Origin of the sequence: Sphingobacterium sp. UBA2480 (genome assembly GCF_002341965.1) — a bacterium.
GTDB lineage: Bacteria > Bacteroidota > Bacteroidia > Sphingobacteriales > Sphingobacteriaceae > Sphingobacterium > Sphingobacterium multivorum.
Window position 1 is genome coordinate 325,286 of the sequence record NZ_DDPA01000007.1, and the last position, 13,113, is coordinate 338,398.

11 protein-coding genes and 1 pseudogene are annotated in these 13,113 nt (G+C 37.1%); 5 read left to right on the plus strand and 7 right to left on the minus strand.

Annotation, left to right across the window (positions count from 1 at the left end; translation table 11 throughout):
- From B3600_RS14640 to B3600_RS14665, 6 genes are all read right to left on the minus strand, one after another.
- Entirely contained in the window at positions 1-1,185 is a 1,185-nt protein-coding gene (locus B3600_RS14640) for a glycosyltransferase (RefSeq protein ID WP_046675151.1), read from the minus strand.
- Positions 1,182-1,748, minus strand: coding sequence for a hypothetical protein (locus B3600_RS14645; protein WP_286753429.1), 567 nt, complete (start codon positions 1,746-1,748; stop codon positions 1,182-1,184). The genes B3600_RS14640 and B3600_RS14645 overlap by 4 nt, the downstream gene beginning before the upstream one ends.
- Positions 1,745-2,569, minus strand: coding sequence for a hypothetical protein (locus tag B3600_RS14650; protein WP_286753430.1), 825 nt, complete (start codon positions 2,567-2,569; stop codon positions 1,745-1,747). Before B3600_RS14650 ends, B3600_RS14645 begins: the two co-directional genes overlap by 4 nt.
- Positions 2,566-5,586, minus strand: coding sequence for a hypothetical protein (locus B3600_RS14655; RefSeq protein WP_286753431.1), 3,021 nt, complete (start codon positions 5,584-5,586; stop codon positions 2,566-2,568). Before B3600_RS14655 ends, B3600_RS14650 begins: the two co-directional genes overlap by 4 nt.
- 26 nt (positions 5,587-5,612) lie before the next feature.
- Positions 5,613-6,368, minus strand: a complete 756-nt coding sequence (locus B3600_RS14660) for a glycosyltransferase (RefSeq protein ID WP_046675155.1) — start codon at positions 6,366-6,368, stop codon at positions 5,613-5,615.
- A gap of 342 nt (positions 6,369-6,710) precedes the next feature.
- Positions 6,711-7,271, minus strand: coding sequence for a Crp/Fnr family transcriptional regulator (locus B3600_RS14665; protein WP_286753432.1), 561 nt, complete (start codon positions 7,269-7,271; stop codon positions 6,711-6,713).
- Positions 7,272-7,372: 101 nt separating this feature from the next.
- Between B3600_RS14665 and B3600_RS25605 the strand changes: the two are divergent.
- Together B3600_RS25605 and B3600_RS14670 are read left to right on the plus strand one after the other, a co-directional pair.
- Positions 7,373-7,602, plus strand: a pseudogene (locus B3600_RS25605) (DUF6984 family protein).
- A 69-nt stretch (positions 7,603-7,671) separates the two neighbouring features.
- Positions 7,672-8,139 carry an SMI1/KNR4 family protein gene (locus tag B3600_RS14670; protein WP_286753433.1) on the plus strand — a complete coding sequence of 156 codons (468 nt, stop codon included), beginning with the start codon at positions 7,672-7,674 and terminating at the stop codon, positions 8,137-8,139.
- 77 nt (positions 8,140-8,216) lie between these two features.
- Here B3600_RS14670 and B3600_RS14675 read toward each other — a convergent pair whose 3' ends face one another.
- A complete protein-coding gene (locus tag B3600_RS14675; protein WP_286753434.1) occupies positions 8,217-9,464 on the minus strand; it encodes a hypothetical protein in 1,248 nt (415 codons plus the stop codon).
- A 397-nt stretch (positions 9,465-9,861) separates the two neighbouring features.
- Between B3600_RS14675 and B3600_RS14680 the strand changes: the two genes are divergently transcribed.
- From B3600_RS14680 to B3600_RS14690, 3 genes are all read left to right on the plus strand, one after another.
- Positions 9,862-10,893 carry a hypothetical protein gene (locus B3600_RS14680; protein WP_286753435.1) on the plus strand — a complete coding sequence of 344 codons (1,032 nt, stop codon included), beginning with the start codon at positions 9,862-9,864 and terminating at the stop codon, positions 10,891-10,893.
- Between the two features lie 168 nt (positions 10,894-11,061).
- Positions 11,062-12,135: an ATP-binding protein gene (locus tag B3600_RS14685; RefSeq protein ID WP_286753436.1), complete on the plus strand. Its 1,074-nt coding sequence runs from the start codon at positions 11,062-11,064 to the stop codon at positions 12,133-12,135.
- 120 nt (positions 12,136-12,255) lie between these two features.
- Positions 12,256-13,080: a helix-turn-helix domain-containing protein gene (locus tag B3600_RS14690; RefSeq protein WP_286753437.1), complete on the plus strand. Its 825-nt coding sequence runs from the start codon at positions 12,256-12,258 to the stop codon at positions 13,078-13,080.
- Positions 13,081-13,113: the final 33 nt, after the last annotated feature.

Consider the following 13,113-nt stretch of genomic DNA (forward strand, 5'->3'; position numbering starts at 1 on the left):
TCAATTCCTTTTTTTCGTTATCAATACTTGTAAATGGGAAATATACCATTCGGCAAGTTCATTCATCGGTAAGCCTTTGGCTGCTGCATAATTTTGATCTTCAATTTTTCGACGTTCTTCTGGGTTCTGGAGTAGATAGGCAACAGCTTCAGCCATGCTAGCAGCATTATCAGTTTCAAAGAATGCGCCGCTGTAGCCTTCTTCTTCAACTACGCGTTCGAGGTCATCGATTTTGGGTAATATACAGGCTCGCGCATAGCTCCCAGCCTGATGAAGTATTCCCGAACTGCCGGTTGTTGTTGTGTATGGAAAAATAATAAAAGTGCTATCTTGAAAAATTTTAGCTACGTCTTCTTCGGCGATGTACCCTGTAAACACAAGATCTTCGACCTCATTGTATTTTTGCTGTACAGCGTTTAAATATCCTTTCACATTGGGATTGTCGGTCCCCGCAATGGTCGCCACAAATTTGTATTCAGGATATTTTGCTCGAAGTATTTGTGTAGCCTCAATAAGCACTTCCACTTTCTTGTAAGTGCCAAATTTACCAAAGGCCATTAAGTTTATGACCCTTAGAGGTTCATTTAAATAGGTTCTTTCCGGAAGTTCGAAATTACCATGTGGAAGAAGGACGACGTGGTCAGCATGATATTTTTTTCTTAGAATATCCACATACTGTGATATCGTTACACCCACAAGGTCAGCCTTTAATATAATTTTGGTAAGCATTTCTCCAATTTTCAGTAAGATATTTTCTTTCCATTTGGCCTTGGCCATCCCTATCGTATCAAGCTTTACGGTCTCTGTTATATTATGAAGCAGTACAATCGAAGGAATTTGAAGTTTTCTACATAGCCAGGGTGTGAAAAGTCCAAGTGCTGCTGGAATTTTACGGTCGCCGAAAGTCATAAATTGCATGTTGAAAATGATCGCGTCAACTTTTAATGATTTCAGCCGCTTATAGATATGCCAGGATGATAACAAGCTGTTAAATTTCCAACATGGTATAATGTCAATTCCTTCCGTTTTATAACGTTGATAATCGCGGTCATTTTCCAGATGATCCGTCAGAACGTAAATTTTCTCTACTGGGAATTTTCCAATAAAGCTTCTGATCAAGTGATAACCATATTCGTTAAGCGTTACTTGACTTGGAGGATAAGGTGATATAAAGGCTATATTCATAAAACTATTTTGGGATTAACTATTTTGCTTTCAATTACTTTTAGCCCATCAAGGCGCCAGTTGTCACCTTGAAACAAAAGGACGACAGCCACAGTGACGAGTTCGGATTTTACCTTGTTTTCTTCTATATGATAGTTTAGCAGCACTGCGCTGTCTGTCGCTATACAGATCAGATTGTCGTTCGACCAACTACTTATAATAAGGTTGTGACTAAGGTCTTCTCTTGATAGCACGCTTTTAGACAGGGGGGGATGGCGTCTTGAAAGAAACTTAAACCAATCTTCGGTATAAAATTCTTTTCCCGTTGTCACGTCGTTTGTTTCAAAAAGATAATTTAGATGAGCCCATATTTTGCTGTAATCTAATGCTAACTTGCTCAGTGAAGCTTTTGGTGGTGCGATCCGAGATCGAATTATCATGTTTATGGTCGGTTTATTCCGGTTTTCAACAACATCGTCTTTAGTCATAAAACTGGGGAGAATTTCAGCCTTAGGAGCAACTCTTATTTGCAGGTAAGCAAATACTGCTATGATTACTACAATCAGATAAAATGCCAGTTTCATAAAGTTGATTTTATTTCTGCTGCTTTTGAGCTGCGGTCTCCAATTTTTACACGCAATTTTTTGCTACCCTTGTTCCCACTTGTAAGTTTTATTTTGGCATAACCTTTCTGCACCAAAACTTCGCTAATGGTGGTTTTTTCTTCTTCCGTCAAAATAAATTGCGCTAAGGTTCCATTCGCGATAAGGTTATTAAACTGATCAACAAGTGGCCCCGCCTCCACTTGAAGCAAGCTATCTGATACCCTGTTGATGTTGATTGGTATGGATGAACAGGTGCCAGGATTGACGTAATAACAGGAGAGCGGATTGTTTTGCTCTGGACAATAGATTCCGGCTTTTGCCGATACCGTATAACTCTGTTCGCCAAAGAATTCAGTGGAACTGATCGGATGTAAATTTCTGTCTTTGTCAATAAGTATAGATAAGCGTTGTTGGATTAAACTAGAATCTGGATTAAATGTCCGCGGGGAATAGAATGTCTTGGCGTTAGGTTGATTATGTCCCTTATTCTTTATGCTTAGGGGAAAATGATACACATTCTTTCCCAAAAGCAACAATTCAGCAGGTCCTTCGGTGACACCGGTAACTTGATGCAGGCTAACATTGAGTTTTCCATTTTCAATAGCAGTTGATAATTCAATGGGCTGAGAAAAGGAATACAATATAGCACGATAATTTTCGTTCGGACTCCAGTCAAACGATATATCATTTGCAGGCAGTACCAAGTCGTAATTATTTAAAGGCCACTGTGGTGCGCTAATTTCTTTTGTACAAGCGGAAAAAAGAGAAAACAATACGATGTATGGGCTAAATTTTCTCATTGCAAATAAAATTCTTCGGCAATAAAACTGTGTGGAATGGCTTGTATTCCCTTATTAATCCTATAATCTGTTGCAATCTGTGGCAAAAAGTTGATCTGTTGTTTACCATTTATATGGACTGAAATTACTTTTACGTCAATTTTTTTTGCCATATGCTGCAATTTTCGAATATTGGTACTGATGAATACTTCATTTCCACTGCGTAAAGCCGTTGGGTGTGTAATCAGTTGAGTCTGCCAAATAAGACCATTTTTGTCCTTTTCCACCACTAAAAAACCAGGGATAGTCAGTGGTGTAGTTAGGTTATTTTGGTAACGCGTTTCTAGCTCAATGTTATTCGAATCGATTTCTTTGACTTCATAAGAAAGCTCGCCGCCGTGTATATACCCTTTTTCACTCACATCCGTTTCTACATTTAGCACTACAGATTGCAATACCAAAGAATCCATGCTTTTGTTTTTCTCCAGGTCAATCTGAAATGGGCTTGAAGCTTTTGGTGCTAAATTATATTGAAAAAGTTCCTTTGGAAAATATATTTTTTCGATCCCGTTGTTATATTTTACAGTTAGTTTTAATGATACATTGGCAGGTACATCATCTATATTCATGAGTTCTCCAGTCAGAAAAGTTTTTTGAGATGATTTGATTACATTGATTTGATTTACATTAACCAAGGGTTTTGCCATGCGATCCTCTCGTATGGAAGGGAAACTCGTGATTAACCTCTTACCGGCCTTTTTAAAGAGCAGGTAGTTGTGTTCATAGAGTTGAGTTTCAGAAATTGTTAGTCTTGCCGGGCGAGGCTCGATATACCAGTTTCGATCTTTTTTGACCACATGAAGTTTTTCAGATTTATATTGGTAGCCAAGAGAAGTCATCCATCGTGTATTGACATTGTATTTTCCACGATCAGAAGTAGCGTGTTCCCTTTCTATGGAAATGCTATCCAGTTTCGCGTAAGAAGGTAAAAGTCCGCCGTCATTTACTGATTTTTCCAGTAAATACTGATCCAGAGAATAGGTGGGGCTTGGCAAAAAAAGTCGATGTGCCGCTTCGAATTGTTGAAAATCCAGGTGATTGTAATAATTCAATACTGTCGCTTCTGGAGTACCCTGTTCGTTGACAAACAGGAGCTCTGATACTTGTTTAATCATGTAAAACGAAAAGAAAGAGAAGGGAAGTACGGCCGTTATAAAAATAATTGAATTGGGATAATAATCAGCCGTCTCTGTTTTTAAGACAAAGTAATCTGCTTCTTTGTGTTTTCGGAGGTACCTAAGTGTAAGGATAAAGGTAATTATCAGACTGCATATGGGTACTGTTCCCCACATATACTTCAACTTTTTGGAGAGCTCCTTATGTGGCGTCATTTTAATGGTCGGGATATTACCTTTTTCCCATACCATTATCCCATTTTCAAGCCTGATTGTTCTGTTCCAACCTGTGTAATATAAGAGTGGGTCATAATACCTGTCGTTGCAGAAGATATATTTTAAGCTATATTTAGGGGCTTCGGTTAGAAAATCTTCGAGGGATGCAATTCCAAACCCACCGGAAAATTTTGCATTTTCTAGCCGTTCCACCGGGCGGCTTGTCAATTCTGGTAGCCGCCTTGCAGAGTGGTAGTTTCCGTCTACCGTCGCCGCCAATGAATTGGCACTTAGCCATGCCATTTGGTCACCAAAACCCAATGTTAAATACCGCCATCGCATATGTTCGTCCCTATTTAAAAAGTTTTTGATCGGATCTATCGCAATTGTCTGTGGCTGTAAGGGTCTAAAACTGGCGAGATGAAAAATAAATATCAGAAATAAAAAGTAGGTAAATCCCGTGATGCCTGCAAGTACGAAATGGGTACTCGATCCAAACCGATCAATCCACCATAATCTTGATCTTCCGATCATAAAAGAATAGATATAGCGTGCTACAAAAGGTATGGCAATAATTGATGCCCAAAAACCGAAGCGATCTAATGTAAGTATTTCAAATGCGTTTTTACCTAATATCATTTTCGGAAGAGGGGTGGTTCCACCGCTTCCCAATAATAAGCAGAGAAAGAAGGATACTAGCCATCCCAGAAACCTTTTATTTCGCAATAAGGAATACGTAATAGCAGGCAGAAAAGCAAAAATTAATGTTAAGGGGATGATGTAAAAGACGAGCCCTGAAGATGTTTTTTTAAAAAAATTATCCCTTGAGCCATGGGGTATGGATACCTGCGTTATAGGATCAGTTTTGCTCCAATACCAATAAGGGAAGATCAGTCCTATCGCTAATATCAGTATACAAGCTCCAAAAAGTATAAGGCTTTTGTATTTTTTTAAGGCTGCTTGTGCAATGTTAATGATAAAATAGAAAAAATTAGTTTTGGATTTTTTTGCGGGTAATATATCTGTAAGTGCCATGAACACTGTAGGGGCGACAAAAAAGACCATTCCAAAAATTGCTGTGACATGATGGGAGCTGATGACCACTGCAAAGAATCCGAGTGACATGATTAAAAATATAGGGCGGCTCTTGACTAGATACATATAGAGAAATGGGAGTGCATTCAGTAAAAATGCAAGGCCTGTGAGCGTAGGCATTTGCCCAAACACATGGAGAGTTTCTGCAATAGAGCTTAATACCACGGTAAGAAGAGCAGCGACACCTGCTGTAGTCTTATCGAAAAACAATTTACTAAAGCGATATACCCCTACCAATAAAATTTCCAATATTAAAATGGCATAAATACAAAATGCAACTTTTAGGGGGAAAATTTTACTGATTAGGGCAATCAGCTGATGGACCAGTGGCGGATAACTAATGGTTGGAAATCCTGTGTACCAGCGGTAGTCCCAGGGTTCAAACCAAAATCTACTATAGTGGTCGGCAAAAAATATATGTACAAAAGCATCGTAAGTCTGGGGTAATGTGTAATAAATGATTATCCCATGGGTAAGCAGCGCAAGTGACATTGCGGAGAGTAAGAGTTTTTTACCTCTGAAATCATCCCAGATAGTTCTATCCAATGTCATTGCTACAGATTGTGATAATAAATACTTTAAATTTTTTTCTCTCCGTTTAAATGATATTGATAATAGAGCTTGGCCAATTGCATCGGGATTTTTACAGCATGTTTCATTTTCAATTTTGAGTCGCCTACTTCTTTCCAGTTCATGAGCGGATATTCGAGTACACCTTTCTGTAGTGTAGTTTTCCCGAATTTTTTCTGAAGTCTGAGAAAAATCTCAATATCAAAAAGCCAGGGAGTCATAAAGGGTGTTTTAAATAAGAAAGGAACTAAATCCCGCGCGAATATCTTTGCGCCGCATTGAGTGTCTTGAAAAGGTGTTTTTAAAATAACACGGATAAAGGTCTTGACCATTTTGCTAAACATAGACCGGTTATCATCCCGTAAAATACTAGCTCCTAATCGTTGTATCCTGCTTCCAACTATTGCACCATATTGTGGAAATTTTTCTTTGTATTCTGCCATTTCAAGCCACTCTTCGGCAGAGGTGGCGAGATCTGCGTCCAAAAAACCTATTAATTTAGCATTTGAATTTCTGAAGACATGAAGCATTCCTTGTCGTACAGCTTCAGCTTTTCCTCCATTCTGTTCTAGGTCAAGTACATCTATGCCTTCGGGCTGAGCAGTTTTCAATGTTTTTAACAGCGCGAGTGTATTGTCCTTACTACCATCGTTTACAAAACACAATAATACCTCTGGGTGATTTTGCGCGAAGTCTACAAATTCCTGATAAGGTAATCTTTTTTCTTCGTTATAGCAGGGGATGACGATTCCATAATTCTTCATGGCCAAAGCTTAATATTAGTTATAATTGTTTCAAAAAATGATTTTGTTAATTATAAAGTACTTGAAAATAAATAATTTATTTTATTTTGGCAACTAATTCGGTGTGTATATTATCAGATAATTAAATATTTTTTTATTTAAAACTTTTTTGTTTCCATAACTGTTTAGCTGATTCTTGATTTAACTTATGTTATCACTAACGTATTTCGAAATGATCCGTCAACGGACAGCAATTAGTATGTATGTCGTTAAATTTTACTGCATATGAAATTACAAGGAATACCTGATGCACTTAAGGAGAGCTGTCGGTTTTTGGGGCGGGGACAAGAAAATTTTACGGGCTTACCTGCACGCGCGTATCACGCTTAGTGTTTGTTGGGTAATACCCAGATAGGAGGCAATATGTCCCAAGGAGGCTCTTAGCAATATGCCAGGAAATTTGTCGAGCATATTTTTATAGCGTTGCTCGGCAGTTTGAAATTGTAATGCAAGAGTTTTTTCGGATAGCATACTAATCACTTGCAGCGATACCTGCAGCCGGAAGTCCTTAAAAGCAGGGATGCTATTACAGAGTTCGTCGAGTTTGCTATAGGGGATAACACGCAAACAAGCTTCTTCCAATACCTGTTTACCATAGGGGTGGGGGCGGTCAAAAAAAACACTTTCAAAAGATACCAGGAAATTATTCTCGTCGAAAAAATAATGAGTGATATCCTTTCCATCTAAATTATAAAAAGCGCGTAATAATCCTTTTTCAATAAAATAAACATTTTGATGGTGGTTGTCTGGATGTGCCAGTACAGTACCTTTCGCAAAAATTTGTTTACTAAAAGCTCTGTCGATAGCATCGCATTCGGCGCTGTTCAATTTTATGTGTCTAAGTAGATAAGATAAGAGTTCCATTTACTTCAAATATAGAAAAATGCAACAGGCTGCCCATATTTCCTTTTCAAATTTAATTCGAATACTTTCCAAGCCCATCAGGTAGTAAAAACCTCGCTGAAATCAATCTGATTTCATTTCTGGTGCGGGATACACCCGAGGGTGAAAAGATTATAACTACCTTAGAAGATATATTTGTTGAGAAAATGGATGATAGTGGTATGGGAAGCCTTCAGGTATGTATCTTCTTATCTCAGTTATACTAGATACCGATGATAATTTTTATGAACTGGATATTTTCAAAGGGGATTTTTCGCTATTGATCAAACTGCCCGAAGTTCCTCCAGTCTGACGTCTATATTTTCAATAGTAAGAAATATTAGTTTGGTGCATTAATTAATAAAGTGTTAGAAAAATAACGATGTTGCTCGAATTATTACAAAATAAATGGAAAAGAGAAGGTATAAAAACATTTATACCAGTTAGGAATAACGAATTGATATCCTTTCAGAAGACCAATAATATTGTACTACCGCCTGACTTGATTAAATACTTTAATGTTTTAAATGGAACTGGATCTGAATATACGGATACCCTTTATGAATTTTATGAATTGAATAAGGTTAAAACTATAAATGAAGAATTTGAGAACTGGAAGGGAATACCAAATTATAGAGAACTATTAAATATAATTTCTTCTCCAGGAGAGTTGTATGTTTTTGCAAATTATCAGTTTAACTTATATGTTTATGCAATAAGACTTTATACGGAATTAAAAAAAGAAAACGAGGTCTACGTATTCTGTGGAGGGGACTATAAAATCATAGGTAATACATTTTCGAAATTTTTAGAAGAATATATCTATGATTCTGACCTGATAAGGATTTAAAAGCATTGTAAGAGTTTTGGTCTGATGTTAAAAAGAAGCTAAGTGAGTATGAAGCCTGCCTGTAGTTGCACAATCTTTTATCCAAGCAGTAATCTCTCAAATTTTCCCACCAATTTCTTAAAATCAACAATAAACTTTGCCTTATCGAAAAAGAGTTCCTTATGTCTCCTGGCCTTGAAAAGGTGGTTGTTGCAAAAATAATCCCAGACTTTTGTAAGTTCTCCAACCTTCCGAAATTCGAGAAGAGCGTCGAATCGTTCATCTTGATAGCCCAGATCACCAGCTAAATTGTAAAAGTCTACAAAATAACCGAGCGTATCTACAGAAACAGCATCTACCTCAAAGCCGTCAATAATTTCCTTGGGAGAATATGTGGTCGACTTGATAGGAGGTAAGTCTTCCATACCGGACAACCATGCTTCTAAATTAGCAGGTGCTTTAAAGCTATCTTCATTACTCTTCAACAAAGTCAGCAATTCTTCTATAGAAGAGGAGAGTAGCACTTTTCCATCCTGCGAGGTTAGCAGCTTATCATTTTCGTCGGTATCTTCATACCAGATGAAATATTTGCTCGAGGTTGAATCTAATGGCACATAGCTCAAAATCCAGATCATGTAGTCTTGACAATGTTCCAGAAACTTTTCGCTTTGGGTCAATATCTTGCTATAGGTAGTCCTCGTATTATCGATACCCTCTTGCAAAGAAAATGCTGGATTGGTCCTTTTATTGGTTAATTTCGAAAGCGCAATTTGTAGCTCTAATGTACTGAAAGCATTTTTAAACCTCGATTTGAGTGTCATATAGATATTGAATGCAAATTTTGGCTTGTGAAAGTAATGGCGCGAGATTAATTTTTTCAATATCTCAAATAGTTCTGGATTTACTTTAGACCTTGATCCCCTCGTAATTTCTATTTTCCACCGATAGTTTTTAGTGGTTCCATCTTGATAAGTTACAGTGAATTTATAATAATCGGAGACCGAAAATTCGTTTTTCTGTTGTTTATAAGCACCATGAATATCGATCGTTTCTTTTAGGGCGATGTCATTTGATATAATTTTTTGAATGTCTTTTGAAGTAATGGCAGGAAGAATAGCTAGAAATTCAGGTTTAATAGCACTTTTAAAAAACAGGTTGAGGCACCCTTGGAAATATTTGTCGGTCTTACCCATTAAGAACGAAACTTCTCGTTCAGATATTTTTTTCTTTTTACAGATCTCATAGAACTTAGTAAGAGTTTCAAAATCAGTTCTTAAGATGTTTTGTCTATTGATATTCTCCGTTTTTGATACGGGATGTCGCTTGTCTATATCCAATCGTTTCATAAGTTCTTGAATAGGCTTAACTGTTACTAACGAAAAATGGAATAAGGTCTTTTTTTTAGTGTCGTTTGAATAATTGAATATAATTAATTTTATTCAATTATTTCGTTGACAAAATTCAGAGGTTAGTTTTTTAATATGAATATTCTGCTGCTATATTAGAACATCGGTACCAATTGAAGCTTGCTGGGCAAATCTGGAAAGATTCCCAAGTTCTTTCCCCTTTGATGATGGTCTATATATTTGGCTGAGAGGAGAAAAAACTCGGTTTTCAAAAAATGATGAATTGATTGACTAACTTAAGTAATAAATAAAATTGATGAACTAGTTTGGGATTGGCTGTGGTCGGAAAAGACATCTTTCCGCCCCTCCGATTTTAAAGGAACAAAAATTCTTCTTTATGATATACACGAAACATAATCTTTGCTATTGCTTAACCCTTATGTTGTTTATGGGTATTGGGACTGTAGGAAAGGCTCAGGTACTACCATTCTATAACGTTGCACCCTTGGAGGAGGATGATTATTTTACAAAAACTGTTTTTTCATTCAATCCTACTTTTATGAAAAGCAATAAAGTAATGCGTATTCTGCTTCAGAGCGAAGAGAAGATTGGGATGAAATATATTTACAATTTTAATCCGGAAGGTATGATCGTAAGTATGACAAGCATACGATATAATAACGAAAACGTTGATACCGCTTTCTATACCAGATACTCTTATAATTTACATGGTCTCACCGATAAAAAAGCAAGAATAGATTATTCCAATGGCATTGTAAAAGTCAGTAGTTATCAATACAATAAGAATAACAAAGTTGATATCATCCGAACCTTCACATTGAATGCCCAAATGCCAAATAGGTCACACAACAATGACTGGCAGGGAGAGCAGGTTCGTGGAGTGGACAACATGATTTTAAAGGGTACGTTCCCGGACGAAAGCCTTTGGAAGAAAATGACGGCGAATAATGATTTTTCATCTTTGCAATATCGTTACTATACCGAAAATGAATTCGAGGCGGAAGAACGTACCGAATATTTCAATTTTAGTAAAAATAGTGGTAATTCAGATACTTGTTATCAAAAAAAGACATATTACTATTTAAAAGGACATCCGGCAGTGTTGTTTCTACATCATGGCTGTGCGGTCAAGAAAACACCATCGGAATTATATCAATTCAAGGACGGACTTTTATTACAACTCAGCGATGCACCGGCTGCCGTTGATCCAAAAACCGAAGAGTATGTTTATGACCAAAACCGAAACCTGAAACTGATGGAAGATATTTGGAATGGACGAAAAGTAAGCGAGCTGGGAATGGTCTACGATGAAAAAGGTTTTTTGATCTCCATACAGCGGAAATCGGATGCCGCAAAGGCTGATTATTTTGAAGATCGCACTTTAAAGGTAACCTACAGTTTTTACTGATGCAATGGTTGCATTTCTATAATGGATGTAAATCTCCCCTCGAGCCTATTGCTGTTTAAAATGAATTTAAAAATTTTTAGATGGACCCAAATTACGGTTTTGAGCTTTAATACCGCAAAACAATATCTGTTTTTTTCTTGTTTTTATTCATAAGACATTTGATATTCTATGAATAAAAACAAGAAAATTAGTGACTTAACTCAACTCAACGAAGACCTGGAAAACTATTTTAGCAATACCATTATCCCGCAGTTATTCGTTGATGCGAACTTAATTTTAAGAAAGTTCACTCCACCAGCGATGAAGCAGTTTGATCTTAAATCCGAATTCATAGGAATGCCGCTAGAGGATATAAGAGAAAATTTTAGATTTCCGACCTTTATCAGTAATATAAACACGGTGATAGCGACAGGTAAAATCTTGGAGAAAGAAATACAGACTACAGATTTTAAGTGGTACCAGATGAATATACTCCCTTATCATGTCCGTAATGAGAACCGGACGAATGGAGTCATTATTACATTTGTGGATATTACGCCAAGAGTAAAGGATCTTAAAGAACAAGAACGGCTTGTTCTAGAACATGAGTTGCTGCTCGATACAATAGCCCATGATATCAAAAATCCATTATTGGTGCTCAAACTTACATTTGGGTTAATGAAGGAATTTAAGGATAAAAATTCAGCGAAATTCTTGCCCTTAATGCAAAATCATGAGAAAAGTTTGGTCGAAATAAAAAAAATAATAGATGATCTGACCGAAAGTCGTTGGGAAAAGCAGAAACATCAGGCATCAACTGAACTGATCGATCTTCCAAATATTCTAGAAGACGTGCGGTTGAGTTTAGCACCGCAGCTGATAGAAACCGATGCAATCATCCGACAGGATCTAAAGGTTTCGGAATTTACTTTCGTACGACGTAAGTTGCGTAGTGTGCTCTATAATCTGATGAATAATGCGATTAAATATACACCAGAGTCACAGTCTCCAGAAATTCTAGTGCAATCTTTCAAGGAAGATGGCTATGTCGTTATTTCTGTAAAGGATAATGGGATAGGCATGGGGCTAGAAGTGCAGCAGACGATTTTTGAGAAATTTAAACGCGCAACCAAAATGGTCGATGGATCTGGCGTAGGTCTATATTTGGTCAATACGATTGTGACACAAGTTGGTGGGAAGATTGACTTAATAAGTGAGCCTGGGCAAGGAACAGAAATAAAGATCTTTTTGAAGCAAGATTAGGTTTGAGCTTCGGAAATGATTGATTTAATTGATCATGTTGAATTTGTTCGTAGATTAGAGGAGAAACACCAAAATAGCAGTAGCAAAAGATCAACAGTTTTAATATGGATGCCACAAATCATGAAAGCAGACGAACAGACATATCGTAGTTACAGGCTTTCCATTGCAAGCGAATTTGAAACGGTGTTTTCTCATTTTTATTTTGCAGAGAACAATTCAGCAAATGCCCTAACGAAAACATTGTTGCCGTCTTTTCAGACTATTATGGTGTTCAACTTTGGTACAATAGTCCGATTGGTTTCTGATGCCAAAAATGAAATCGAGGTGGACAAATGCATCGTACTAGGTCCCTTAAAATCTGCCTTTGAATATACACTTCTCCCCGGATCACAAATTTTAGTGGTTAATTTCAGGGGCGATGTGTTTTATCGTTTTTTTGGAAAGGCATTTCTTTCAGACCATTTGCCAATAAATCCAGATGAAGTTATGGGTGAAAATTGTTTTAGCTACCTGTGGCATCAGTTGAACGGTATGACAAGTGTATCAGACCGAGTAAACTGCATTCTCGATTTTTGCAGACCTTATTTAAAATCACAGCACAGCACCGCGGCTTTATTGGCTAATTTTAAAGACAGCACACGCAATCCAGTCAAGGCCATTGCCGAAGAAACCGGGCAAACTGAAAGAAATGTGCAATTGACGCAAAAAAAGCATTTTGGCTATAGCTCCAAAGAGCTTAGTCGATACCAGCGTTTTGTAAAAGCAATTGAACTGATACAGCATGTTCTTTTATCATCGAAAAAAGTGGACTGGTTTGAAATTATAGCCGAATGTGGATATTACGACCAAAGCCAGCTTATCCGGGATTTTAAGCATTTTATCAATCTTTCTCCAAGAAATTTTGTGCGGTTTCAGCAAGATATCTGCCGGGCTTCAGGAGAATAGCCTTTTCGTTTTCTTACAATTTTTCCGTTTGCT